Source organism: Nostoc sp. UIC 10630 (genome assembly GCF_010747425.1).
GTDB lineage: Bacteria > Cyanobacteriota > Cyanobacteriia > Cyanobacteriales > Nostocaceae > Nostoc.
Genome location: NZ_JAAGOG010000057.1, coordinates 1 through 25,840, shown reverse-complemented (window position 1 = coordinate 25,840; position 25,840 = coordinate 1). Strand labels below are relative to the sequence as shown.

25 protein-coding genes are annotated in these 25,840 nt (G+C 39.3%); 4 read left to right on the top strand and 21 right to left on the bottom strand.

Annotated features, from left to right (window positions below; genetic code table 11):
* The first annotated feature begins 118 nt into the window (after window positions 1-118).
* The gene (locus G1O98_RS15665) at window positions 119-1,078 is read left to right on the top strand and encodes a BadF/BadG/BcrA/BcrD ATPase family protein (protein WP_163929649.1); all 960 of its coding nucleotides are present in this window, start codon (window positions 119-121) and stop codon (window positions 1,076-1,078) included.
* A 26-nt stretch (window positions 1,079-1,104) separates the two neighbouring features.
* On the opposite strand, the gene G1O98_RS15660 is transcribed toward G1O98_RS15665, so the two are convergent.
* The 5 genes from G1O98_RS15660 to G1O98_RS15640 all read right to left on the bottom strand — a co-directional run bounded on the left by G1O98_RS15660 (window position 1,105) and on the right by G1O98_RS15640 (window position 6,235).
* Window positions 1,105-1,845: a dienelactone hydrolase family protein gene (locus tag G1O98_RS15660; protein WP_163929648.1), complete on the bottom strand. Its 741-nt coding sequence runs from the start codon at window positions 1,843-1,845 to the stop codon at window positions 1,105-1,107.
* 367 nt (window positions 1,846-2,212) lie between these two features.
* Window positions 2,213-3,727, bottom strand: coding sequence for a GH3 auxin-responsive promoter family protein (locus tag G1O98_RS15655; RefSeq protein ID WP_163929647.1), 1,515 nt, complete (start codon window positions 3,725-3,727; stop codon window positions 2,213-2,215).
* Window positions 3,727-4,335 (bottom strand): DapH/DapD/GlmU-related protein, encoded by a 609-nt coding sequence (locus tag G1O98_RS15650; RefSeq protein WP_163929646.1) that lies wholly within the window; start codon window positions 4,333-4,335, stop codon window positions 3,727-3,729. The genes G1O98_RS15655 and G1O98_RS15650 overlap by 1 nt, the downstream gene beginning before the upstream one ends.
* Entirely contained in the window at window positions 4,332-5,084 is a 753-nt protein-coding gene (locus G1O98_RS15645; protein WP_163929645.1) for a sterol desaturase family protein, read from the bottom strand. The genes G1O98_RS15650 and G1O98_RS15645 overlap by 4 nt, the downstream gene beginning before the upstream one ends.
* Window positions 5,085-5,218: 134 nt before the next feature.
* Window positions 5,219-6,235 (bottom strand): aromatic ring-hydroxylating dioxygenase subunit alpha, encoded by a 1,017-nt coding sequence (locus G1O98_RS15640; RefSeq protein WP_163929644.1) that lies wholly within the window; start codon window positions 6,233-6,235, stop codon window positions 5,219-5,221.
* Between the two features lie 128 nt (window positions 6,236-6,363).
* Between G1O98_RS15640 and G1O98_RS15635 the strand changes: the two genes are divergently transcribed.
* The 3 genes from G1O98_RS15635 to G1O98_RS15625 all read left to right on the top strand — a co-directional run bounded on the left by G1O98_RS15635 (window position 6,364) and on the right by G1O98_RS15625 (window position 9,224).
* Window positions 6,364-6,582, top strand: a complete 219-nt coding sequence (locus G1O98_RS15635; protein ID WP_163929643.1) for a hypothetical protein — start codon at window positions 6,364-6,366, stop codon at window positions 6,580-6,582.
* Window positions 6,582-6,758 carry a PIN domain-containing protein gene (locus G1O98_RS15630; protein ID WP_163929642.1) on the top strand — a complete coding sequence of 59 codons (177 nt, stop codon included), beginning with the start codon at window positions 6,582-6,584 and terminating at the stop codon, window positions 6,756-6,758. The genes G1O98_RS15635 and G1O98_RS15630 overlap by 1 nt, the downstream gene beginning before the upstream one ends.
* Before the next feature lie 174 nt (window positions 6,759-6,932).
* A complete protein-coding gene (locus G1O98_RS15625; RefSeq protein ID WP_163929641.1) occupies window positions 6,933-9,224 on the top strand; it encodes a hypothetical protein in 2,292 nt (763 codons plus the stop codon).
* A gap of 51 nt (window positions 9,225-9,275) precedes the next feature.
* Here the strand turns inward: G1O98_RS15625 and G1O98_RS15620 are convergent, their stop codons facing one another.
* From G1O98_RS15620 to glgX, 16 genes are all read right to left on the bottom strand, one after another.
* Window positions 9,276-9,563 carry a 2Fe-2S iron-sulfur cluster-binding protein gene (locus G1O98_RS15620; protein ID WP_163929640.1) on the bottom strand — a complete coding sequence of 96 codons (288 nt, stop codon included), beginning with the start codon at window positions 9,561-9,563 and terminating at the stop codon, window positions 9,276-9,278.
* 18 nt (window positions 9,564-9,581) lie between these two features.
* Window positions 9,582-10,787 (bottom strand): P-aminobenzoate N-oxygenase AurF, encoded by a 1,206-nt coding sequence (locus tag G1O98_RS15615; RefSeq protein WP_163929639.1) that lies wholly within the window; start codon window positions 10,785-10,787, stop codon window positions 9,582-9,584.
* 39 nt (window positions 10,788-10,826) lie between these two features.
* Window positions 10,827-11,732 carry a ferritin-like domain-containing protein gene (locus tag G1O98_RS15610; protein WP_163929638.1) on the bottom strand — a complete coding sequence of 302 codons (906 nt, stop codon included), beginning with the start codon at window positions 11,730-11,732 and terminating at the stop codon, window positions 10,827-10,829.
* Window positions 11,716-12,777: an aromatic ring-hydroxylating dioxygenase subunit alpha gene (locus G1O98_RS15605; RefSeq protein ID WP_163929637.1), complete on the bottom strand. Its 1,062-nt coding sequence runs from the start codon at window positions 12,775-12,777 to the stop codon at window positions 11,716-11,718. The genes G1O98_RS15610 and G1O98_RS15605 overlap by 17 nt, the downstream gene beginning before the upstream one ends.
* Before the next feature lie 5 nt (window positions 12,778-12,782).
* Window positions 12,783-13,523 (bottom strand): hypothetical protein, encoded by a 741-nt coding sequence (locus G1O98_RS15600; RefSeq protein WP_163929636.1) that lies wholly within the window; start codon window positions 13,521-13,523, stop codon window positions 12,783-12,785.
* A gap of 260 nt (window positions 13,524-13,783) precedes the next feature.
* On the bottom strand, window positions 13,784-14,788 hold the full coding sequence (locus G1O98_RS15595) for an aromatic ring-hydroxylating dioxygenase subunit alpha (protein WP_163929635.1): 1,005 nt from the start codon (window positions 14,786-14,788) through the stop codon (window positions 13,784-13,786).
* Window positions 14,772-15,194 (bottom strand): Mpo1-like protein, encoded by a 423-nt coding sequence (locus tag G1O98_RS15590; protein ID WP_163929634.1) that lies wholly within the window; start codon window positions 15,192-15,194, stop codon window positions 14,772-14,774. The genes G1O98_RS15595 and G1O98_RS15590 overlap by 17 nt, the downstream gene beginning before the upstream one ends.
* A gap of 135 nt (window positions 15,195-15,329) precedes the next feature.
* Entirely contained in the window at window positions 15,330-15,515 is a 186-nt protein-coding gene (locus G1O98_RS15585; protein WP_163929633.1) for a hypothetical protein, read from the bottom strand.
* 2 nt (window positions 15,516-15,517) lie between these two features.
* On the bottom strand, window positions 15,518-15,799 hold the full coding sequence (locus tag G1O98_RS40005) for a hypothetical protein (protein WP_243458451.1): 282 nt from the start codon (window positions 15,797-15,799) through the stop codon (window positions 15,518-15,520).
* Window positions 15,800-16,491: 692 nt separating this feature from the next.
* Window positions 16,492-17,265, bottom strand: a complete 774-nt coding sequence (locus G1O98_RS15575; protein WP_163929632.1) for a uracil-DNA glycosylase — start codon at window positions 17,263-17,265, stop codon at window positions 16,492-16,494.
* A 51-nt stretch (window positions 17,266-17,316) separates the two neighbouring features.
* Window positions 17,317-19,026: a D-aminoacylase gene (locus G1O98_RS15570; RefSeq protein WP_163929631.1), complete on the bottom strand. Its 1,710-nt coding sequence runs from the start codon at window positions 19,024-19,026 to the stop codon at window positions 17,317-17,319.
* A gap of 24 nt (window positions 19,027-19,050) precedes the next feature.
* Entirely contained in the window at window positions 19,051-19,725 is a 675-nt protein-coding gene (locus tag G1O98_RS15565; RefSeq protein ID WP_163929630.1) for a DUF4276 family protein, read from the bottom strand.
* Complete coding sequence (locus tag G1O98_RS15560) at window positions 19,715-21,007, bottom strand: AAA family ATPase (protein WP_163929629.1); 1,293 nt, start codon at window positions 21,005-21,007, stop codon at window positions 19,715-19,717. The genes G1O98_RS15565 and G1O98_RS15560 overlap by 11 nt, the downstream gene beginning before the upstream one ends.
* An 89-nt stretch (window positions 21,008-21,096) precedes the next feature.
* Window positions 21,097-22,380, bottom strand: a complete 1,284-nt coding sequence (locus G1O98_RS15555) for a glycosyltransferase family 2 protein (RefSeq protein ID WP_163929628.1) — start codon at window positions 22,378-22,380, stop codon at window positions 21,097-21,099.
* 8 nt (window positions 22,381-22,388) lie between these two features.
* Entirely contained in the window at window positions 22,389-23,027 is a 639-nt protein-coding gene (locus G1O98_RS15550) for a nuclear transport factor 2 family protein (protein WP_163929627.1), read from the bottom strand.
* A 421-nt stretch (window positions 23,028-23,448) separates the two neighbouring features.
* Window positions 23,449-25,578: a glycogen debranching protein GlgX gene (gene glgX, locus G1O98_RS15545; RefSeq protein ID WP_163929626.1), complete on the bottom strand. Its 2,130-nt coding sequence runs from the start codon at window positions 25,576-25,578 to the stop codon at window positions 23,449-23,451.
* Window positions 25,579-25,840 lie beyond the last annotated feature (262 nt).

Sequence of the window (25,840 nt, the reverse complement as noted above, 5' to 3'; positions counted from 1 at the left end):
AAATCTATAGCAATCTTAAATGAGTTATGAAAAATAGAATTTTAATCGAACCACAGAGGCGCAGAGAACACAGAGAGATAAGAAATGGAGATTTTAAAAGATGATTTAGGACTGCTATATGACTTATGTTTTGGGGGTAGATGGCGGTGGTAGCAAGACTGTTTGTGTCTTGATGGATGATTTGCGTCAAGTGCTAGGTTACGGTGAAGCAGGCCCATCTAATTATCAAAGTATAGGTATTGAAGCAACTTTAAAATCTATCAAATCAGCAATTAAGAATGCTGTTGAGGCAGCAACAATTACAAATACCCTGAAGATTGACGCGATATGCCTGGGTTTAGCGGGTGTCGGTCGTGCAGCAGATATTGAACTAGTAAAAGGTTTAGTTGAAGAGTTACAAAATCACAAATCTCTGCCTGTAATTTGGGCATTACAACCAGAGAATATTGTAATTTGTAACGATGCTTTAATTGCTTTAGTTGGTGGAATTGGCCAGCCTGTAGGAATTGTGGTTGCAGTAGGTACTGGTTCGATAGTTTTCGGACGAAATCATGAAGGACATACGAAACGGGTCGGTGGCTGGGGTTATATTTTAGGAGATGAAGGTAGCGCCTATAAAATTGCGATCGCAGGCATGAATGCAGCATTAAAATCTTATGATGGGCGAGAAATATCAACGAGTTTGATAGAGGGTTTCAAACAGCATCTTGATTTGGAAAGTATAGAAGATTTAATAGAAGTAGTATATCGCCGAGAATGGGGAGTCAAACAGATAGCTGCTTTAGCACCAATTGTAGATTTTGCAGCAGCGTCAGGTGATATAGTAGCAAATATCATAATTGATGATGCTGTAAGAGAGTTAGTAAAAGCTACATCTACAGTAATTGATACAATTTTTACTGCTGACTCAGTTTTAGAAGTAGTCACAACGGGAAGTGTGTGGCGCGGTAGATGCAATATCCATGAAAGATTTGCAGCGTCTCTTCTTAAGAAGTTTCCTAATGTAAAGGTAATTTTTCCGAGGTACGAGCCTGCTTACGGTGCTGGTTTATTAGCTTTGCAGACAACTCAAAATTGACGCGAAGAAAGCAATGATAGGAGTTTTCAGTTTGCGAATATGCGCCCTAAGAAAGTTATTATTTCAGACCAAGCTGCGGTGGTAGCACTAGAATCATAACGATAACCGTCGTCGCGCATGAATGTATGTTCTGCTTCATAGAAGAAAACTTGGTGAGGGATGTTAGCATTCTCAATTGCTTTTATTATGGTTTGGCGATCGCTATCTGGTATATGAGGGTCAAGAGTACCAAACACCATTAGCATCTCGCCTTTGATTTCACTTACCCTCTGGATTGTATCGGCTACCTCTTTACCCAGTTTACCACTAGGAATCCCAGTAGGGTAACAGCAGACACAAGCCCGAATTTCGCTTTGAAATGCTGCGCGAAAAGCTAAATGTCCACCAATACAAAAGCCAAGAGTGCCTATTTGATTTGAAGAAACTGCACTCTCTCCTTTCAGAAATTCAATCACAGCAAGGCAATCGGCATCATAATCAGCTACGGAGGTTCGACGCGCATCGTCATTTCCCCGCATCCTTCCCAGATCGTCTGGCTCTATTACTAAACCAACTGGCTCAATTCGGTGAAAAATTTCTGGTGCTGCTACTACATAGCCATATCCTGCTAAGTAGTTCGCTAGACGAATCATTGGATCGCCTAGCTGATAAATATCACTGTAGAAGACAATACCAGGGTATTTTCCTGCTGCTTTAGGAGCCGCAACATAAACACGCATTAAACTGCCATCGACTCTTAACTCAACGTTGCGCTTAGTAATTTGCACTTTTTTGTCTCCGTGTATATCAATATGGCATCTAGCGATCGCCTCATCGCAATAATCTGCTTAGAGATGCGTTAGTGTTGCAGGACGAAGTACAGCCCAATGCCATTTTGCATCTTTAATATTGAACTGCTTGTAGTATTCTTCTACATTTTTCAAAATCTACAGAACGAAATTAGATTAATTTATTGATAGTAAAAAAACATCCAATCTCCGCTACGCACATCTGTGCGCCCCTATAAATGTGCTTTTTAAGACTTAAGTATTTCCATGAAATAAACTTACCACAGAGGCGATCGCAGATGATGACTATTGGGAAATTACTAAATAAACAAGGACAGCAAGGAAATCATCAAAATCCAGAGGTTAGCTATTTCTGGTCAATTTCCAACTTCAACTCTTGTAAAAGTTCAGTACTAATGGGTGAAGTTGCCAGAATTGGATGCTTAATACCTCCCCAAATACTTCCAGTGCGGATACGATGGGAAACTAATATTTCAGAAATTTGACTAGATATTAAAACCTGTGGTGGTGCAAGTTGACCGATGGCCCTAGCTCTCTGGTAATGATATGATTCTGATAAAGCTAGATCCAGTTTTTCAGCAATAATTTCTGGGGTTTCTTTTGCCGAATCTAGTAATAGAATATAGTGTGGAGGATCGGCAATAGGCATCAAACTTTTAAAATTAGTTTCTTGTAAATTTAACGTAGTCAAAGCATTTTTTACAAAAGTTTCTTGCAACTTTTCGCCCACTAAATCGCTAATAGCCTGATGTCGTCCAAGAAACTCTAAACAGGGAGTGTGGCGATAGTAATGAGTTACCCGGATGCGATCGCCAATTCGATAACGATACAATCCGCCTTTCTGGGATAAAATAATCGTGTATTCATTGCCAATATTGAGTTCGTGTAAACCATGCAAGGAACCAGTCTCATCCTCGAACTCGAAAAAAACTTCATCAAGAACTGGAATATATCCCCCAGCTACAATCAAGGGAATCGTTATTGGGGCTTCCGTTGCTAGTAGTCCTTTACCTTGAATTAATGCACCTGGAAATTGCGATCTTAATCCTTGAGCTTGATCTGCTGCATTGGCACTATCCCAGCAAGAAATCAGCTTTAAATTTGGCCAGAGTTGCATCCAGGGAATATTACTTTCACTAAGGAGTTGCAAGCGATGATGTGAAATTAGATTGTGTAATTCTCCTCGCAATAAATCCTGATTTTCTTGAATATATTTTAAATGTACTTGTAGAAAACTAGGACTCCAAATAGAAATAATTTCTAGTTTTTCAGCCTCTAATAATGCCAAAGCCAGTTGATGTTTAAACAAATTTGCATCATGCAGCCGATTAAGTTTATTTGGCATCACCAACCAAGGACGCAAAAACCAACGCAACCAACCATCTAAATAATCTAAATCATCTTGTAAAGTTTGGCTATCAGCTACATTTAATTGCGGTGAGATACAAGCATAAATCTTGCCTGTAGAAAATTTTGGGCCATGTACAATCAAATCATGCGCCCATACACAGAACATTTGATTAAACGATCGCCGCAAAGATTGAGTATAAGGAACCCATTTTACTGCCCCACTACTACCAGAGGTTTTTTCATAGAACAAAATGGGTTCTGGAGTGAGGAAAATTTGCTGCTGTTTCTGATTTAACCAGGGTTCGAGTGCATCATAATCTACGATTGGTACACGCTGCCAATCGTCTATAGAATGAATTCCCAAAGTTTTACCATACTCACTTTTGATTAAGCGATCGCAAATTTCCTTTTGTACGGATGTCTGCATTAACTCTGGGTTATCCAAAGCTTGATGAAATCGCCTCGCAGTTGGCGCGAGAATTTGCCCAAAAAGCTGAATAATCGGACGCATTATTGCACCTTTTGATTAGGATAAAGGTTGCTGGCTGCTGGTAAATAAGAACCATCACCAATGACTACACCGGGAGCAAGATTAGATCCGGCTCCCACAAAAACATTGCTACCAATCTTGACTTTTTTGACATACAACATTAAATTTTGCTTGCGGGGTTTAATGATATGGGAATAGATACCGACACCATGCCCGATAACGACGCGATCGCCAATTTCTAACAAACTGCGATCGGCAATCTCCAATCTTGTTGTCCAGTATACATCTCGCCCTACTTTAGCACCCCACAATCGCAACCAACAGGAAAACACCCCCGGAATCAATCGCAGCACTGCTTCCAACACCGGAATTGCAATATAAATTACCTGGATTTGATGGCTACCCCACCAGGGACTATATTCTTTACCTTGTAGATAACTAATCCCCTCTCGCACAGGATAAACCCATTCATGCAAGCGGTAAACTAGCACTGGTAGCCCATAAATAGAAAGGAACACCGCCAGAATGCTGAAGATATTGGGTGAATAGGCGAGGTAGACTATTGCTGCCCCAGTTAGCAATAATATAAAAGTGGGAAGAAAGGAAAGAATTTTACTTATAACTGTCATGAAAATGGGAACAAAAGTTTTTGGAACAAGTTTAATGAGCTAGGAATTCCGATTATAGACGGCACTTTTTTGCTTTCATAATATGTTCCATGTAATTTATCCCAAATTTTCAGATTAGCCCCATAGTTATAATTGTGGATTTCGCGGCAATGATGCCAAGCATGATCCTGTGGTAAGATTAGCCAAGAAGATAAAAATTGGTAAAGCTTGGTATTTACTGGAATCATCAAGTTGCTATGTCGCCATAAATCTAAGGCAGAAGTTAGACTTACTCCAAGTAAATAACCTGTTGGATCGGCTAATAGATATAAAAATAAAGTGTGTATCCATAAATAAATAATTAACAAACTTGTCCAAAGTGTGTTACGAGAAGTTCCTAATACATCCATCTGAGTGACAGTATGATGGACTTTATGAACATTCCACAACAATTTAGTATGTAATAAACGATGATTCCAATAATATAAATAATCAACCACAACAAAACTGATAATAAAAGCTGGAATTAATGATACTTTTAAATATCCTTGTTGAGTGGGTAGTAAATATTGATAAAGCCAATAAACTAAAGTCGCTTGTAGGAAAGGAATCAAAATTCCTTGAATTGTTAATCCTGTACTATCTAGCAACCAATCTTCACGACTTTTAACTTTGAGTTGAGTTCGTCCAACCTGATTGCTAATAGTCCAACCAACTAATCCGATAAAAGAGCCAAAAATTAGTAGTTGTGAAAAGTTTTGTATTTCCACTTTTAATTGCTCACACTGATTTTAAACATGGGTTTTACCCCACCCTAACCCTCCCCTTATAAAGGTGAGGGAACTGGATTTTCTTATTTCCCCCTTTTACAAGGGGGATTAAGGGGGGTAATTACGAATTATTTTTAAACCCAAAATGTAACTTTTACTGATTGATTTGGCAATAAACGCGGATCTTCTCCACGAGATATGGCTGCCATAATTGACTCGACAAATATATGAATTGTGTCCGCAGGGGTATTATAAAATTGTGTCCCGTATTTAGCGATCGCTTCCCCCTGAATACCCAAAATTTCCACGTCTTGGCGGATAATGTGTTGAGCAGTCCACCGCACAAAGGGACGTGCTAATTTATTCCAAATACCATAGTTATAGGTGACATCGGTGTAAACCAGAGTTGAATTATCGGTTTCTGGAATAGATTGACTGGTAATGAACAAATGGCGATTATGTGCCATCTTATACTCTACAGAGGTAATGTTTGGCATATAAAAGCGATCGCTATGTTTAATCTCTGCACCCTGTAAATTCAGAAAACGGCTGTACCATCCCAAATTACTGTTTTCGTTGCGATACTCCACCAAAACCGAACCATTCCAGCGTTCAACAGTCATCTCTAGCTTTTGTTGGCGGGAAGTACGGAAAACACCAGGATGAACAAAAGCCGTATGGGGAATATCAATAAAGTTCTCTGCACAATTAGTAACATTGTTAGCAAAACGGTTAATTACCCGCACCGTTTCCCATCCCCTTTGTCCGTAGTGAGGCATAGAAAAGGGTTCAAAATCAACGCTATTGGCTAACCGCACATAAACATAGCCATCTTGTTCTTTGGTAGCGTAACACTTGGCTCGACGCTGTGGGGAAGGTTTGAAATCATCTCCTTCGGCTGGAACAGCAATCACGTTTCCAACCCCGTCATATACCCAACCATGATAGGGACATTGTAAAGCACCGTTACAGATTTTACCTGATGATAGACGGCTATTGCGGTGTAAACAGCGATCGCGCAAAGCTACGGGTTGTCCATCTTCACCACGAAATATCGCTAACCATTCTCCTAAAACGGTGCGTGGTAATACTTTGTTAGGTTGTAACTGTTCGCTGAGTGCGACAATGTACCAGAAATCTGCAAATTGCATGGTGGGTGGGAGCGATCGTATTTAAATTATGGCAATGTCTTGAGTAGAACTGCATTGCTGTATCTATCAAATTCCAAAAGAGCTAATTTACAATTAAAAATGAGATAACCTCACATGGGAAAAGGATCGTGACATTACAACAATTGCAAAAGCAGGTATTAGAGTTACCAATTAGCGATCGCTGGACACTAGTGCAGATCCTTTTGGAGTCGCTACAGCAAGAAACTAGCTCTGAATTGAAAAAGGGTAACTTGTCTCGACTGCGAGGGATTGCAAAAGGTACAGAAATATCAAGTGAAAATGTTGAAGTAGATTATGTTAACTATCTGACTGAAAAATATCAATAATGCGAATTTTAATTGATACAAATGTTGTGCTTGATTTTTTACAAGAGCGAGAACCTTTTGTAGAGGATGCGGCAAAACTGTTTGCAAAAATTGATGCTGGTGAGATCGAAGGGTTTATTGCAGCAACAACAATTACTAACATCTATTACATTGTCCGCAAAGCAGCAGGTGCGTAGGCGTAGCCCGTCGTAGACATCGCTGCTCAAGATGCAATTGCACAAATTTTGACAGATTTACATATTTGTGAAGTCGATAGAGGAATTTTGGAACTAGCGATCGCGCTGAATTTTAAAGATTTTAAGGATACGGTGCAAAGTTGTTAATATATTATTTGCCCTACTTTTACAAAAATGCCAAACAACAAACGCAGTAAGCTTAATAAACGTAAGAATAAAACCACAAAAATATTTGGACAAGAGTCAACCGAGTTGATGTTTACACAGCTTGACAATCCTTTTACTGGCGTTCCTGTAGAAGCTGTGAGTAAGATACTTATTGAAGCTGGAAAATCATATGAAATAGAATTCACAGAATCCTTTGACCATCTGTTAAACATACTTAAAAATGTTAACCTTTTACACTTAATTTCTGTTCTTGCCGTTTATGGTCTTTCTGTCGGCATGACCAACACAGGAAAGACCTCTAAAAAGAAAAATTCTACAGTTCATCAGGCTCATGTGGAGCTTATTCAAGCATTAGCTCTACGTTCACCTTTTTCGGAACATTCTTACGAACCAGTAAGTCCAGAGCAAGTTCAGGAGATTTGGGATTTACTTGTTTCGCTCGATATTACCTTTAATCTAAAGCGACTTGTACAAATTAAAAAGGCTACAACGGAAGAAAAAAAAGCTATTTTAACATTACAGGAATGGCTTAGATTACACACAAGCATTGTTCGCAACTGGGGATATATAAGACGTGTTATCTCAATTTCAAAAAGATTATATTTGTATCTTGATCCATTGTTCAAGAAATCAGTTGGTTTAGAAGCAACATCTTTAATTGATGTATTTGATTATCTGGTTGAGCATGTAGAGCAAGTAATTAATGAGCGGTTTCAGAAGATAAGGTCTGTGTTTAAAGCACGAACTATAGAACAAGCTATAAAAATTTACTATGAAGTATACCAACTATCAGGCTCAGTAGATGAGGCAATTGCTTTCCTAAAAGAGCGTGGTGCAACGCTTGAGGAAGTGCGTTTTCTAATTTTGAGTCATACTGACCTATTTTTTACTGAATTATTTTCGTTCTCATCTGCGGAATTGGCAAGTTCGATAAATCTAGAACCTGTAGATGTTGAATGTGCTTTATCTAGACTAAGCTATCAGTTTGGCGATCTTAATGATTCTAATCCAGAACACTTTTTTCTTGGAAACCCAGTTTGGACTAAACCTTTAATTAAATTGCCAACTAATAGCTATTTTTGTGCAGCACCACAACTTTTCTTTAGCTTTATTTTCCAGACACTTGATAGTCTTTTGCCTGCTGAAGAACTAAAACGTGAAGTACAGGACAAGCGTCGTCCTAAATTTCTGGAGGATGAAGTTAAGAAGCTATTTATGCAAGCTTTCCCTCAAGCTGTCTTCAAACAAAACTTTAAGTGGAAAGATTCAAATATAGAATATGAGTCAGATTTCCTTTTGCAAATTGATTCTTACCTTATAATTGTTGAAGCTAAATCTGGTGCTGTTTCCAGATATGCACTGCGTGGAGCGCCAGAATCAGCTAAGAATGATATTCAGGAATTGCTCGTAAATCCTGCTATTCAGTCAAAGCGTTTCTCAGACAAAATCAAAGAATTAAAAACTCAGCAGATTTATCCAGAGGCATTTAAGAAATTAAACTTTGATTTAAATGCTATTCAAAATATTATTCGTCTATCAGTAACACTAGAAGATTTTGCAACTCTCCAATCACAAGTATCAAAACTACGTGATACAGGTTGGTTAGATAAAGAATTTTCTGCTGCACCAACTATAGCACTTGCTGATTTAGAGGTTGTCTTTGACATTTTGACTTCTGCTTCAGAGAAGATTCATTATCTAGTACGCCGTACTGAATTAGAAGAGAATATGCAATATATTGGCGATGAATTAGATTTACTAGGATTTTATCTTGAAACTGGTTTCAACCTTGGCAAAGCAGAATTTGATCCAAGAGAATTGATTATTTCAGGAATGTCTAAGAAAATCGATGAATACTATGTTGCTTTAGAACACGAAATTACTAGAAATAAGCCAAGTTTAGAATTAATAAAATGGTGGAAAGATATTCAAATTCGTATAGAGCAAAGACATCCTTATCGCTGGTTAGAAGTTGCAGTTATGTTACTAAATGTTTCTCTGAGCGATCAACGTAAAGCTGAAAAAGAGTTTAAGAGGATTACGAAGAATGTTAAAAAAAACTGGTATAAGCCAGGACATATTAACTCAATCATCATAAATCTTCCACAAAGATGTGATAATATTGCATTATTAGCATTTCGAGAACGTCAGAAAGACCAACGTCACGACTTAATGCAAAATCTTGCAAGTAAAGTGTTTTCAGAAACAAATGCAGAGCGATGCTTAGTTATTGGCGTTAATATTGATGATCAAGATTGGTATCCATATAGTACACTAGGTGTTTTTCAACGCGATTAGTTCGTTGTTATAGGAGGATAAAAATACGAAATCACTCGTTAACCTAATCTATTATTCCAGTCTCCGAATTTCAACATTACCTGTAACATCAACTTGACAAGCTAACCGCCCATGAGGATGATTAGCTGCTAATGCCTCCAGCATTTCCTGTTCATCAGGTTGAGGAGGAGGAATATCACCAATAACCTCAACCAAACAAGTGCCACAAATACCAGTCCGACAACCAAACAAAACAGGTGAATTCTGAATCGTGAGATGTTCAGACAAACTTTGATGACATTCCAGAGTGATAGGAAGAAAATCACTTCCCGGAAAGGATATTGTACAGAAGTCAGCCATAATACGTAACAACTTTACCTAAACAACACTCTTCCATTCCTCTGTGCGCCTCTGCGTCTCTACGTGAGATATAAACAAATCCTCTTGCTGTTCAAAACCTTGAAAAGCTCTTTTTTGAGTCGCCAAATATCGAGAAATTGAATTAGTAGCCATCAGCAACATATCCCGATTACGTTGCCAAAGATAATCGAGTCTTTCAACATACACCTGATAAGATTTCATCGCTTCCTGATGAGTTGAAAAACTGCGCTGCAATCCTTCCGACTCTTCCGTAAAACAACGCTGCATCATTTCTTTAGCATCCTTGTCACTCATCTCAAAAATGGGCGATCGCAACACCCGATAAATCTTGCCATACAACGCAGGATCGTACCAGAAAATACCGTTTATCGCCGCCGAAAAATGAAAATGATCCTTCTGGCATCCCAGCAATCCTAAATTAGCTACCAGTCGCTCATAAGCAGTTGGTGGCTTCAGGCAAGTGACAACATCGTGAGATATAATAGTCGAACTATTGAAGTGAAAGCTTTCATCCATGAAGTGATAATAAGAGACTTTAGCAGGAATTGGAGCAGCTTCAGGATGGGGATGTTTTTGATAATAATTGCTGAGTTTGTGCTGTACTAACTTGCCGTTTAGTGTCCGCACTCCCCGGACTGTGAAATACTGACAAGCCAAAAAAGTATTATTCGCAGAAATCAGCCCAAAGTATTGAAGTTGAATTTTTTTCCACCAAGTTTTTAGGGCATTGGTGTCAGCATAAACCATCGTTTCTGTAAAGGGGCCGCGCATCGGGTAGGTAAAGATAAGTTCCCCAAACAAAGCTTGTTCAACTTGTTTGGCAATTGTGCGGAAGGCGTTAATGTGCGATCGCTCTTGGGTGGATTCCAAATCTAAGGTATCGCAGATTAAGCGAAACTCTTCTTGAGCGTAAAGTCCCGCTGCACTGGTTTGATTGAAAAAGATAGTTGCAATTTCCGCAGAAACAATTTGTGAGTAGTAAGCTACCCAGTAAAGTTGGTTCAAAATTATACGCTGATGTTGGCTGGATTGTTCCCATAAAGGTGTGCCATATAGCAGGGAAAATTCTTCTGGGTTCCAATACTCGTTTTGACAATTTTCATAGCGAAAATTGGTAACTGCCTCATCCATTAAAGCAGTATGATCTTGCTGTTTGTTGCGGGTGTGGTTAATTTGTAATTTGCGATGAATAGTTTTTTCCATATCCGTTTTTATTTCACGCAGAGATAAGATTGATATTTATCACACACATTGATGGGCAGGGAGTGGTTCAAAGGCTCCGCGTTCTTCTAAATTTTGCAGGATAGACTGGGCTGATGTTCCCCCCATAAGCGATCGCAATATTTGTAATCGCGTTCCGCTATGAGTCTGTGTATCTAGTTCTTCTAAAATTTGGATTTTTTGCGATCGCGTCAGATGTCCTTTGACTTGTTCGATTGCTGCAAGTAAACTTTGCGGCCCCACCTGTACCATAAATAAAAACTGTGCCAATACATCGAGAATTGTTGTTTGACTGAATGCTGAAACAGTAATTTGATTAAATAAGGTGGTTCCCGTAGCGTGATGACGGGATTCAGATTGTAAAAAGCTGGAAAAAAGTTCTGCTAAAACTGGATAGCAACATTCCTTTGCTAAACGCCGATAATGGCTTAAACCCCATCCTTCTAAAACGACTTGCAGCACAAACAACAAAACTGTTTTATCTGCACTTTCAACCACTTCTGATAGTAAGTGCAAAAACGGATCGTTTGTGCTAGTTACTTCCATTTCTGGTAAAAAATGGCTAATTTGGTGAAGGTGGGTAGCTTCATCAGCCGTAAACAATCCATAAAGCATTCGTTCTTCAACTGTTTCGGCGAAAAGTACCATTTTTGCCATGTAGCCAACACCTGCTTTCTCAATGAAATATGATTCTTCTAACAAGCTGCGGTTGGCAAGTTCTAGAATAGCTGATTGTTCAGTAATATTAGATTGTTGAAAAATTTTGACTTGATATAAGTTAAAAAATTCTGCATTCCAATAATTTAATTGCGGGTAATTAGCATAATTATTCTGATTGGGTAACGCTGCTGTTAATATCCGTCGCAAACGGTCATCAGAATCTGTGTGCGGTAGATCAAAACCGGCAATGTTATATTTTGAATCCATGTTCAGGGCTAGGTGTTGATAGGGTTTGAATATTTGGATAATTAACAGTGTCCCAAGTCCCCCAGCTTAAGGTTTTCTGGTGATTAACGTGCTGAATAAATTCCAGAATAGATTGATCTGCTTTAGTGGGAGTCTTTAAATCAAACTGAATTGTTTGAAATACCTGTGTATCCCCTTTTGCGAAGTAATTACCAACCTGCTGAGTTAACCATAATAAACCACGATTTAAAACCCATCCCCAAAATCCCGGACGCTTGGGAGTCACAAGAATTGTTTGCCCTTCAGTTTTACCACCTTCTATCATTCGCAGTGTAAATATAATGTAGAAGTGCAGAAAATCCGGGCCTAGCGTCACCGTGCCAGTACTACCATACCAGTAACACATACTATAAGTAACTTCCTTGCGATATAGAGGACGAATCAGGCGAATTAACCAAGAATCATCCCCTCCCCGTGTAGTGTTACTGAAGGTAATAGCGTTGGGGTTGAGGTTTTGAGAATCAAATACAATCTCTAAAGGTAAATTGTGTACTGTATTGAAATGGTGAGCATCTATCGCATTAATTAGTAAGACATTGGGATGGCAATTTTTGACAAAGCGAGTTCCCAATATATAATCACAATCTGCCTGTTCTAATTCTGGTACAAAAGGCAGCGAATTTGGCTTTTCTTCTCCCGCCCAAACCCAAATCATGCCGTATTTTTCTGCCGTGTACCAAGTTTTAATACACACAGGTAGCGGTTTTCCGAGAGAAGGAACATCTACACAAATTCCGCGACTGTCATACTTCCAATTATGAAAAAAGCAGCGAATCCCATCACCTTCTACCTTACCTTCTGCTAAATGTGCGCCCATGTGTGGACAATAAGCATCTATAGCTACTACCTGACGACTAACTCCCCGATAAATTGCCAGATTTCTACCTAGCAAAGTTATAGCTTTTACCTGGCCAAGCTTTAATTTTTTTGATGCTAATGTCCAGTACCATCCTTCTATAAATTGTGTTGGGTTATTAAAGTTTAAGTGTGGGTTAGTAGATAGCATAAAAGTTAAACAAGAACACAATCTTGCACAAATTTTAAAGATGATTCTGACTTCCACATCCGTTGTCCAGAACGGGTGAGATTGTCATAATTAATTTCAGTTAAACAAACTAATTCATCCCCTAACCGATAATCGGGATTTTTTTCCTCAAAAAATTGGATATGGGGATTAGTTTGTCGTCCTGATGGAATTTCAATCAGCCCTTCCCGTAAAATTTGGGGATGCGGAAACCGGACAATACCACTTGCTTCTTGATATAAGCTACCATAATATTCCTGTGCCAAATTACCCATTAGATGTTTAACATCGGCAGGTGTTGTAACATCATAACGGGGGTAGAAATCTTGCCAAAAGGTAGGGAGAAAACGATAAGTACGAAAACCAGAGCAAATTAGCAACCAGTAAAGTTTATTTTCTGCATAGTGTTGACGCAGAAAATTGATGGCAGCAATCCAACTTCGTGGTAGTGTTGTACTCGACCAAGCACTAGGATCTACGATAGTGTCGCCGGAATATACCACACTAATTTTTTCTCCCAAAAAAGTCTTGTGGCATAACATCAAAGTTGAAAATCCTTTGAGTGCATTGGATGTTTCATCTCTCAACAACAAAACCCAGTTTTTGCGCTCTAGATCAATTTCAAACCCATCCCAGGTTATACCTTGAAAGTGATTTTGCAGCAACGCATACATGGCGGTGCGATCGCTTGGCTGCAAATTTTGAACAGGAATCAGCAAACTTTTCATTACTCGTAAATTACCTAGACTCGATTTGTATGATATTTCATTAAAACTTTATCGACCATTATGGTAAATTTACGGTGTAATGTGACAGATTCCAGAATGGTTATCTACGCTACAATTCTGTATTCACATCTTGCACCTTTTGAATAAGAGTTGATGTAAATCGCGCACTCTACAAAATAATTAAGATGTATTTAGATTGAGAAACAAAACGCAACATTACCAAAGCTTTTGTTGGGTTAAGCGATCGCTAATCCAACCTACTATTCTACACCCCTATTTTTTGACCATCGAGACGGTTTTAACTGATTCACATACTTCATATATTCAGCTAATGGCCGATCGATACTAAGGAGTAAATTCGGATTAAAGTGAATATTATCGTAAATTTTGCCATCTTCATCTCTAAGCATATAGTAAGCCAAGCGAGTAGAGAATAGCAAAAACTGACTAAGCAGATACCCTAGAATACCTTTACGTTTTTCAGTTACATAAATCGGTTGAATTATCGTTCTTTCAGGCGCAATTGGAGTATAAGCATATATCATATACAGTGGCGGAAAAAGCCTAACATCCTTCATCATTGTTAACAAGCCAAGGCAACCATGAGCATAACGCATTGAATATTGATATGTAGAACCAAGAAATCTTTGACCTAACTTTTCTCGAAATGTAGTTTTGGGGAATTGTCCCCGCATTGTAAAGTCAATTTGCGTCCCTAATTCGCTGCGATGTAGCGACAAATCCATTTTGATATCTAAATGATGAATTGTTTTTAAGTGTTGAGCATCAATCCCATTCATCATACAAATATGATGATGGCAACTTCTTGCAAATGCAATATCAGCTTGTGCAATAATTTCTTTTCCCTTCAATTCATCAAAATCAGCCACTCCCTCTGGTGCTTTAGCATCTGGATAAATCCAGATAAATCCATACTTTTCCTCTGTTGCATAAGCTTGCAATTTAGCTTGAGTAGGAATTTCTGATTGACAGGGAATATTTTGACAAAACCCTATTTCATCAAATGCCCAATGATGAAATGCACAACGAATCCAATTACCATCAACCTTCCCAATTCCTAAATCTGTCCCCAAATGAGGGCAGTAAGCATCTAAAGCGCGTACTTGACCATCTTCACCTCTAAAAATGGCAATCTTATGACCGCATACTTCTACAGATTTTGCTGTTTTTTTAGGGATTTCATCACTAGGACAGGCAATATACCAACCCTGAGCAATTACATTCCAATTATTGAATATTTGCATAATTGTTTGATAGATAATTATTTAATATTTCTTGCCGTTGGCGAATATCATCTCGATATTTACCCGTCAAAATTCTAAATAACATTTTACCTAAACAATAAGAAGCCCGCCAAGAAAATACAGCATCTTGTAAATCAATATGGCTACGCTCAAATAAAAAATGTCCAGTTAATCCCAATAATTGAGTTAACGGTAAGGCTAAGAGTAAGCAAAAATTTTGCAACTTCCAAGTAAAAAAAAGCAAACTGTAAAAAAAGAATATTCCTAGAATGTGTAGAGTAATATTAATTGGATGTTGATGTTTAAGAATAAAAATATCCCAATAGTCTGTAAAAGGATGATCCAGAATTTGATTATTAATCCGATTTCTTACTTTTTGTTTAGGATTAGAATTGATCTCACTCATGAAAAGATGTGAGTTTCCTCAGATATCGTATGGGCTTGTCGCCTTACAAACAATGGATCAAGACTACTGTCTTCAAAAGCGCATGACAATCAACACTGATTTATTGAGTCTGCTGCCTTCATTAATAATGATGATCTAGCTTGCATTTTGATTCAGTGATTTGTTATACCCCCGCTTGATTGGGAGTCTTACCAGTCTATCCTTGTGTTCTGTTTGTTTTCTTTGTAAATCGTTAAATATAGCTTGCAAATCATATTGAAATGATTGAGCGTAATCTTCTCTATACTTGTGAATTTCTTCAACTATTTCGTTTTTGTACATAATTAAGTCTCCTGGTTATATCCTATAAGTTCATAAGGTGTACAAATAACTGGTAAAACATATCCAAGTTCAGAGCTAATTTGTGATAGCTTGCGCTGGATTTGGGCATTTGCCATATGTTTGCAGTTCCATGTTAGCAGATAGTCCAAGCCATACACTGTTGCCAATGCTATATGCAAAGCATCGTTTGATGCTTTTGGTGGGAGATTACTTTGGCTGAGGAATGCTTGGGCAAGCTCTAGAGCCTCTTCTGTGAGTTCAAGGAGCATCAAGGATTGTAACATACTCAACCTTTGAGATGCGATCGCTGGATCTCCCTTAGCTGCTTCATCCTCAACAATTTATGAAGCATACAGTATGAATGAACTACGATTTTCATTCCACCAGTCTTGTGTGATCTTGATGTTGGCAGCAAGAATGAGGTTGTCTGTTGCTCTGGCGGTCAAGTGACCTAAGATGCTGGTTTCAATGTAGATGCTTTCCTTCACGGCAACTTATGATTCCTTTTGATCTAAACTATCGCCTTAATTCATACTATTGATGGTTTTAGCCTTCCACATGAACTAAAACAATCATACTTACCAGCGAGTAATAGAATTTATACGTTAATAGTCATTGTCAGCCACACAAATACCTTTACATTTAATACCGTTCGTAGCAGTGCGCTGACAATGAGGACATAGAACTTTTTCGTTTTCTGTTTCTTTATTTATGTTTATACTAGTGCTTGCCTGTAGCTTGTCTTTTTCGGTCTGGAGCTTTTCACTCATAAGAATCGAGGAATTATTCGCTGTTTAAATTTTACAAGTTATTGAGAAGTGATTATCTGTGAGGCACAATTGCTGAATAAAGCGATCGCTCCACCCGTCGTAGGTATTACTCTCATAAAAATAGTGCGTTATGTTTCGTTAACGTAGCGGACAGGAAGAACGATGCCTACGGCGGGTTGCACCAACGCACTGGCAATTATCCTTGTCTACAACCCTGATAAGTGGGCAAAAACTTCTTGCTGCCAGTAATTAATCCGGTTTTCTCGCGTTGGTGGTTTACCCATTAGTTCACGCCAAGCACCATTTGCTGCACCACTAGGATGAGGAAACTCAAGGGGTTTGACTTCTAATTTTATACTTTTAATGGCGGTACTTGCTTTTTTTCCCCAGGTAACGATCGCAAGTGGTTCAAAAATTTTTAACTCTGTCTTCAGAACTTGAATGAAGCGACTACCATCTTTCTTACTCAGAGGAATACCGTCATCGCAACTAGCCTCACTGACCCATACCTTGAAAATGTCTGTGAGGTAGACTCGGTATCCTGCATCTAGTAAAACTTTGATCAAATCAAAGTACAGTCTTGTATTACGCAACTTCTCCCGACAACTCTTCAAGTGTAAAGCGTATGGTGTTGCAATACCAATTTTCTCCACTCTTTTATCACTTTTTCTTAAAGGATCTTGTCCGAGGATAACAACAGTTTTCTTGTTGGAAATATTATTGTTCTTTTCAAGGAGACTGGGAATATCTACTCCAATAACTAAAGCGTCTTCGTAGCATTTCTGAAAACTTTCGTCGTGAGAGTGGAAAATATTTCTGGGAAGAGTCTGTTCGGGATAGCCCTCTAATTCAAATTCTTGCTGCATCTTCTGATAGAGAGCTAGTAGTTGACCTTGTGGAATATCGAGAACTTGAGATAACTCCTTATGCAAGGCTTCAAATTCGTTGGCTTTAAACTGGGAAAACAAGTAATCTGACATAAATTTAGAGGCTATGACTAACACAACATCAATGTAGTTTGCCCATAATCTCTAAGTAAATGGTGACAAAACAGTTCCCAACTTTTCACGCCCCAAGCGATCGCTCACTTTCCCCCGACAAACAACCTGAACCCCATTAATATACACAGCTTGCACAATCTCATCCGAACCACGCTTAACCATCCGAGGTTCACCATCTAAAACTGGATCTGATATCTGTACCTGCGGGCTAATTGGCTGATTTAAACCATTAGGATCGAGTAAAACTATATCCGCTTTCGCACCAACTTTGAGAACTCCCGTATCAAGACGAAACCAACCAGCAGGTTCTCCGGTAACGCGGCAAATCGCAGCTTCAGGTGAAAGAAATTTCGTTGCAACTGCTTGTTTGAGCAAAGACAAAGCTCCATCATAGTAGCCCAGGTTACGGACGTGAGCGCCAGCATCGGTAAAACCAGGCAAAATATGAGGATGCTGCATCATCGCTAAACGGGGTTTTAGGCGATCGTTTGCTCCTGTCGCCACCCAGCGTAAATCTGTGTCGTATTTTTGTAATGCGTGGATAAATAAATCCACTGGTTCTTGTTGCTTTTGACGAGCAATTTCCGCAAAACTTAACCCTTGCCAACTTGCTTCAGGACAGTGAATAACTTTCATCAAATCTAACTGACGATGGAATGATTTACGCCGTTTATTAAGCCATTCTTGGCGAAATTGACGACGAAAAATTTCCGATGCCCATAGTTGTTGTCTTTCTTCTCGTGACTGACAACCATTGAGTTGTGCGCCTGTGGAGAATTCTTCAAATAAGGGAGTCACAGATCCATCAGAGTAAATGGTGAAGGGTTCGGTTAGGGTTTGAAAGCGCACATTCCCATTTAGAAGCCGATTCCAAATAAATAGTAGGGGGGAAAATATTCGCCATAGTTTGCGATCGTGTACGGCATCTAAGGCTGAGAGGACAGTTAGGCGCAGTGGTTTTTGTCCAATCCCTGAACCCATCCGCAGAATATCCACAAAGGAAGCAAGTCGTTGTAAGTTGGGTGTGACTTGAAAAACGCGATCGCACCGCCGACATAAATCCGCCAACATTGCATATTCTTTAAATTTGGCGTGTTGAGAAGGAATTGTACAGCCTTGCCATTCTCCACTCATCCGATGCCAAGGAAACATATCAATAGAGATGCCAATAAAGCCAGCATCTATTGCATCTCTGGCTATGCGCTGCATAAGATTTAGTTCAAATTTTGTCGGCTGAACGGTTAAACTGCGTTCTAATCCCATCACATGAGCGCGTAAGGCACTGTGTCCAAACATTGGGGCAACATTGGGGCCAAGGGGTAACTGTTGCAAATGCTGTAAATATTCTGCTGGTGTCTGCCAGGAAACCGACTTTTGTAGCCATTTTGCAATCAGCCGATGGGAAAGTGTCTCTACCCTCTGAAAAATATCAGCCAGGATTTGGGGTTCTGCGATCGCAACAGACAAGCTACAGTTACCAATAACCACGCTGGTAACACCATGACGCACTGATTCGCTCAAACCTGGTGCAATTTCTAACTCTAAGTCGTAGTGGGTATGAATATCTATAAATCCAGGTGTCACCCATAACCCAGAAGCATCAACCACTTCATGCGCTGGGGTAGTTAAAGAGGGTGCAAGGGTGACAATGCGGCCGTTTTGAATACCAATATCTCCGCGCACAGGTGGAGAACTTAAGCCATCGAAAATTAATCCGTTTTGAATCAGCAAGTCTAACATAATTGTTTGTTGCCCTTGTTTGCTCTACTCCCTACTTAAACGTCGAAGCTGATCTCGAAAATAGCAGAAACTTGGTGATTGATTATTGCCAATGTCCATAAGGGGAGATATCCTTTCAGCCCAAATTGCTTTCTCTTTACCAATTACCTGATAAGCAAGTTTAGATAACTTTTGGCAACCACCAGAATATACTGCGTCAGCTAACTTCTCCCATGTGCCACAAATCTCATCGTTGGTGTATGAATTTAGAACTGCTTGTTTTGCACTCGGATAAGCTGCCTTCACTGCTGCTAAATCACCCAAGTACCATGCTTCTCCTTCCTCAATAGCAATACAAAATTGTGTCTTTGGCTTAGGATTACAAGAATTTACGAGTTCAAGTAGTTCTTTTCGAAAAGCACTCAGGCATCGATCATCAAGATCGCAAATGATTATGAGGACAGCATGATAATCAGGGGTATAATTGGCAAATGTATTGCCGTAGCCTTGAACAAGTCTCGGCAACTGGTCGAGCAAAATTCGTTTTTTGGGATCAGAAGTAGATGTTAGATTTTTAGGAATACGCCCTATTCCTTTGTAATGATGGATATTAAATGTGTGTTGTTCGGTGTTAATAATTTTTGGGACAAGAATCTCAAGAGCAATTTTACCGGAAATATCCTCAACGAGTATCTCAAAGTGCATATACTCAACTTGCATCCAAATAGTCACTGTACCAAAGTCCGCCAAGAGGTAAACCTTCAGAAACAAGGTTATTGATCAGAGGATCTTCACTAGCTCGCTTAATTTTCGCAAATCCATCCTCGCCCTTTTCTAAGACCCAAACCTCGTCAGGTTCAAGGGCATCTACAAAATATGGCTGATGTGTTGTTACAAATATTTGTGAGCCACCTTTATGACCTGTTGCGTGTTCCCTAAATTCTCGTGCTAGGGTTTCTAAAAGTTTATGATAAAGTCCATTTTCTGGTTCTTCAATACACAAAAATGGTGGTGGTGAGGGATCTTCTAACAAGAGGAGATAAGCGAATACCTTAAGTGTTCCATCTGACATATTTTGGGCATAAAATGGATCTTGAAAACCCTTATCGTTGAAACGCAGTAGTAGTCTTCCATCTGGACTTCTTTCGGTGCTAATCTTGTTAACACCTGGAATTTTGCTAGATATCTTTTCAAGTATGGATTGAAACTTTTTAGGATGTTCCCTTTCCATAAACTGGACTACGTTACCCAAATTATCACCATGAATATTCAGATGCTTTTGTGGCCCAGCCAGAGGCAAGCTTCGTGCAGCATCTGGAGTAAAATAGCTTAAATACCATCCTTCAATAAATCTCCGAAATACAGAAATTCTTGGGTGTTGCTTGAGTGAACCCAAAGTTGCAATTCCCAGTTTTCGCTTATCGTCAAGTTCAACTACCTCAGTTTCCTTACTTTCCTCTTCCCCTTCACCTCTCTGTATTTTTTCTATTAATTTTGACAAATCAAAATCACTTTTTTCTTCCTCAACTTGTTTGCCTTCTTGTTCACCTTTCCATGCAATTCCTCTACCTTCATTAAGTATTAGAAAAGAAAAAGGTTGTCCCTTGCTTTGTCCTTTCCTTCGTTGTCTGAGTCTTTCCCTCTTTACATAAGGTCTTCCAGACGAGTCAATATCTATTGCCAACTCATAGGTAATTGGCCGGGCATTATGATCCTCTTTATAATAAATATCAAACTCAATACTTCCCTCTTGTCCTTGGGAACGAATTCTCTCAAAGCCCCCACGTCCACGAGAATCGCACGCTTCCTCTACTCCATTTTTCAAGCAGTCTGCAAGAAAGCCAAAAGTGTCGAAAATAGTGCTTTTTCCCACACCATTTTTACCGATGACGGCTGTCATTGAGGTTAATGGCTTGGCATTCTGTGTGTTCCACAACTTTCCCAAGGTGATATCGCGAAGAACTCTGTAATTTCTTACCCTAAAGCCTTCTACTTTAGACATTTAAGCCCCTTTGCTCAACTAAAAGTAATCCTACGATTTGCACCAATTATCTGGCAATTCGATAAATTTAACACTATATTTCATTTTCTTTATGTCGTTCCACCACGATGCTCAGTTTTCACCCAGTGTGATCGCTCCCTTTGCACACACATTTTTAAAGTTGTGACAATCATCACAGGAATCCAATGCACCATGTACAATGACCCTTGAATTGTTGCCCAAACCAAAGACCATCCTCGTAAATTTTGAAATTGGTAAAGTCCAGCAATAAAGGCAATTGTCAAAATTATGCTGAGTAGTGTCTGGAGTGGAAACAGAACTGGATGATGGCTATAAAATATTGTCCAAAGTAAATCAGGTATTAGTCCAATTGGTAGAAGAAATTGCAATAGAAAAAACAATAATAAATCGATTTCTTTCGCCCAACCTAAAGTAAGAATTTGCGGGAAATAATCCAGGTAACGCTGATAGCCACCTTCAGCCCAACGACAGCGTTGATACCAAAGTTTTTTCCAAGTAGTTACACCTTCTTCTTGAATTGATGGAACTGTAACAAACTCGATTTCTGCACCTGCTAAATAGAGTTTGAAGCAAAGATCCAAATCATCGGTGACAGTGTTCTCATTCCAACCTTGACACTTTTCTAACAATTCCCGACGAACTAACATCCCATTACCGCGCAGTTCAGACATTCCACCAATAGCAATGCGATGGGTTTGCAGAAAGCTATCACAGCACATTTCCATTTGCTGGCAACGGGTCAAGAAATTGGTATTAGCATTAGAAATCGCTTTTCGCACTTGCACTGCACCGATCGCTTGCTTTTGAAACAGAGGTACTGTTTGCTGGAGAAAATTGGCTCTTAATTGAGCATCTGCATCGCAGACTAAGATAATTTCCCCTTGAGTAAAGGGAAACACCGCATTCAACGCCCCTGATTTACCACCTTTTGATTCCCGCTGATGAACTTGCAAAGATGGAAATTGAGTTTGTAATTTCCTCAAAACCTGGGGAGTTTCATCGGTACTACCGTCATCAACAACCCAGATATCTAGGCGATCGCTGGGATAATTTAATTGGCATAGGCTGTAAACTAGATTAGCCAAGACTGGACTTTCATTTTTAGCTGGAACTAAAATCGAGACTGGCGGTAAATTAATCTCATTCTCCATCACCGCCGCCACTGGTTTTGCTAACAGCATCTTTAATGTTTGCACAGTCAGGACTGCCGTTAATCCCAGCATCAACCATTGTGTTTCTGGTAGCCAGTGCAGCAAACTCACGCTACCCCAAACTAATAAAACTACTATGGTTGCTTTGAGACGGCGATGAAAGCTAATATTTTTACTAGGCTGATAGGTGCTTCTTCCCACTTTATTTGCTATATCCTTTCGGTTCGTGGCTTAGTCTTGCGACGTAATAATAGCATCGTCACTGCTCCCAGAAGGAAACCGCCGACTCCTGCTGCAACTGCTAGAATTCGTCCCAATTGTTGAGCAGCATTCAACACCGGGTTATTCAGGAGATTGGAGGAGAAATGTAGCGATTGAATCGTCCATTTATCTTGGAGTTTTTGTAGCACTGCTGTCCATCGCAACGCCATATCAGCTGCTTTGCCATCTTTGAAAGAGAAAGATGCGATCGCTTCTCCAGAGGCAACATCAATTTCTGGAGTAAGAAATGTTCTGAGAGTATCTCCCTTTAATTGCATTTTAATATCTTTAATGGAACTGGAAAATTGCTGATTCCAGTACTTTTCAAACTCAGGGACTTGATGAAAAGTCTGATTATCAACCGTTGTGATTGTGAAGTTTGGGTGCAAGTAAGGCTGTATTTTGGTAAAATCGCGGGTGTTTATGGCTTGCAGGGCAATATCCCGCGTGTGAATAATTGCATTTATCTCCTGTGAGTTGACATCTGCCAGAGCGGATTGGGGTACATTCCAAATTACCAACACTAACAAAACACTCCAAAGTAGCTGAGTGTATTTGTATATACTTGCCTGTCTCTGTTTCATCATCTAAAAAACCTGTAGATTGAGTGACACATACCGAGAATTTTTTAATATTACTATCCACATTTAGCACTTCTTTTTGTTAGACATAAAGAAATACAAAAAGAAGTGCCGATCAAGTCAATCAGTTTTCTCCAACCCTGATTTTAGGTTAGGTATTTTCATTAATCTATAATTGTTGACAATCAGCCTGTATAAAAGCCGGGTTGTTTGAGAACTTACCGTGAAAAATCAGATAGATTAACCAGTTGGAGATGTCTGCTGAATAACTACATTAGTTCCTTCAAATAGTAAGTAGGTTTTAACGGAGTTTACTTTATACTTCAAATGACCATTGTGAAGTGCGATCGCTTTCCTAATCGCACTTCACAACGGTCACTCAATTTTTTATTTTGTCATAGGCGCGATCGCTCCTATGATTTTTGTCTTACGAAGCAAGACGACGTAACACCATGAGAGAGCGGTCTGTAACTGGCACAGTTTGCTCACCCATAACCAACTTTCCTGGGCTAAGGAAGCGAGATTCGTTGGTGTCAATAACTATTTCCCATTCCCTGTCTTTGAAAACATTGGGTAAAGCAAACTCAATCGTTTCGTAGTGAGCATTAAAAAACAGCAGAAAGCTCTCATCAATAATCCGTTCACCACGGCGGCCAGGAGTAACAATACCCTCGCCATTCAAGAAAATTTCCATAGCTTTGGCATAACTAACTAGCCACTGCTTTTCAGTCATTTCGCTGCCATCGTCATTAAACCAACCAATATCACTGATCCCAAAACCGTGAATAGGACGGCCTTGAAACCACTTACGCCGCCGAAATACTGGATGCTGATGACGAAAATAAATGAGTTCGCGGGCAAAATCTAGTAGTTCGGAATTAGACTTTTGTAAACTCCAATCACGCCAGGCAATTTCATTATCTTGGCAGTATACATTGTTGTTACCCTTCTGAGTGCAACCAATTTCGTCTCCTCCTAATAGCATGGGTATGCCTTGAGACAGCATTAGAGTTGCTAAAAAGTTACGTCGCTGACGTTGCCGTAAGCGAATTACATCTGGGTCATTGGTTTCTCCTTCTACACCACAATTCCAAGAGCGGTTATGGCTTTCCCCATCCCGGCTATCTTCGCCGTTGTCCTGATTATGCTTTTCGTTGTAGCTGACCAAATCATTGAGCGTGAAACCATCATGAGCAGTAATGAAATTAATACTGGCACTGGGATTACGCCCGTTTGCTTGGTAAAGGTCAGGGCTACCAGTAAAACAGTAAGCAAATTGTCCGAGGCTATCATCCTCACCACGCCAAAAATCCCTTACAGTATCACGATATCTGCCATTCCATTCAGACCAACGTAAAGGAAAATTGCCAACTTGATAACCACCTTCTCCTAAATCCCAAGGTTCAGCAATCAGCTTTACATCTGCCAGAATTGGATCTTGATGAATAATATCAAAAAAAGCTGCAAGATTATCTACTTCATATAGTTCTCGCGCCAATGCTGAGGCTAAATCAAAGCGAAAGCCATCAATATGCATTTCTGTTACCCAATAGCGCAGGCTATCCATGATTAACTTCAGAACTTGGGCATGACGCACATTGAGAGAGTTGCCGCAGCCTGTGAAGTCCATGTAGTAGCGGGAATTATCTTTGACCAAGCGGTAGTACACAGCATTATCGATGCCTCGTAGCGATAATGTTGGCCCTAAATGATTGCCTTCGCCAGTGTGGTTATAAACTACATCTAAAATTACTTCAATGCCAGCAGAGTGTAAGTCCTTGACCATTTGCTTAAACTCGGTCACTTGTTGTCCGACTGAGCCACTAGCACTGTAACCAGAGTAGGGGGTGAAATAATTAATGGAATCGTAACCCCAATAGTTTTTCAGTCCTTTATTTACCAGAAATCCTGGAGAAGATAAAAAGTGATGTACAGGCATCAATTCCACAGATGTGATTCCTAGTTGTTGGAGATATTGAATTGCAACTGGATGTGCCAGCCCTGCATAGGTACCACGTAATTCTTCTGGAATTTCTGGGTGTAATTTAGTAAAACCTCTAACGTGAGTTTCATAAATAATAGTTTCGTGCCACGGTATAGAAAGTAGTTTGTCATCTCCCCAATCAAAGGATTGATCGACAACAATACACTTCGGCATAGTTTCGGCATTATCTAAATCAGAAAAAGCTAAGTCTTGTTCTGGCGCATCTAAAGAGTAGCCAAAAATAGCTGCGGTATCGCTAATTTCCCCATCAATTGCCTTGGCATAGGGATCAATTAATAGTTTATTAGGGTTGAAGCGATGACCAAGTTCTGGGGCCCAAGGGCCATGTACTCTAAATCCATAGCGTTGCCCAGGCCCTACTCCTGGTAGATAAGCGTGCCAAACAAAATTATTTTTTTCTGTTAAAGGCAAGCGAATTTCATGATTGTCAGCATCAAATAAACAAAGTTCTACACCTGTTGCATTTTCCGAAAATAAAGCAAAATTCGTACCTTTCCCATCCCAACTAGCACCCAAGGGATATACATTCCCAGGCCATACAGCTACATACATAAGCGAATTACCAAGAACTAGTTTTACTGTTAATAAAAAAATTGAATATGTGTTTAATAATAATTATTAATAAAAGCTAATTTTTAGGTTAGAGCTAACAAGTTGAAATCAACAGAAAATTAATAACTATTTTCCTAAATTTACTATCATTCAAAAATCTTAAAATCTGATGATAATAACGATGGATTTATATTTATAAATAGGATATTTCATCGTTAATTTACAATACTGTCAACATCTCTGTTACTTATGAAGTAATAAA